At 50.0% G+C, this 272-nt stretch carries 1 pseudogene; it reads left to right on the forward strand.

The window, feature by feature from the left end:
• Nucleotides 1-116 precede the first annotated feature (116 nt).
• Nucleotides 117-272 (forward strand): annotated as a pseudogene (gene rpoE / locus ACPYOJ_RS35425) (RNA polymerase sigma factor RpoE); the annotation flags it as partial.

The raw sequence follows: 272 nt of genomic DNA on the forward strand, positions 1-272 counted from the left end.
TTACGGAACTTATTGAAGATCAGACACTCTAATTCGGTGCTTGCTCAAAGTGCGGTTTTTTAAGAGTGGCGTTTCGATAACGCGTGGAATTTAGGTTTGGGGAGACATTACCTCGGATGAGCGAGCAGTTAACGGACCAGGTCCTGGTTGAACGGGTCCAGAAGGGAGATCAGAAAGCCTTTAACTTACTGGGGGTGCGCTACCAGCAGAAGGTGGCGAGCCTGGTTTCCCACTATGTACCGTCAGGCGATGTGCCTGATGTAGTACAAGAG

This window comes from Rhizobium sp. SVR5-9E, from assembly GCF_056755095.1.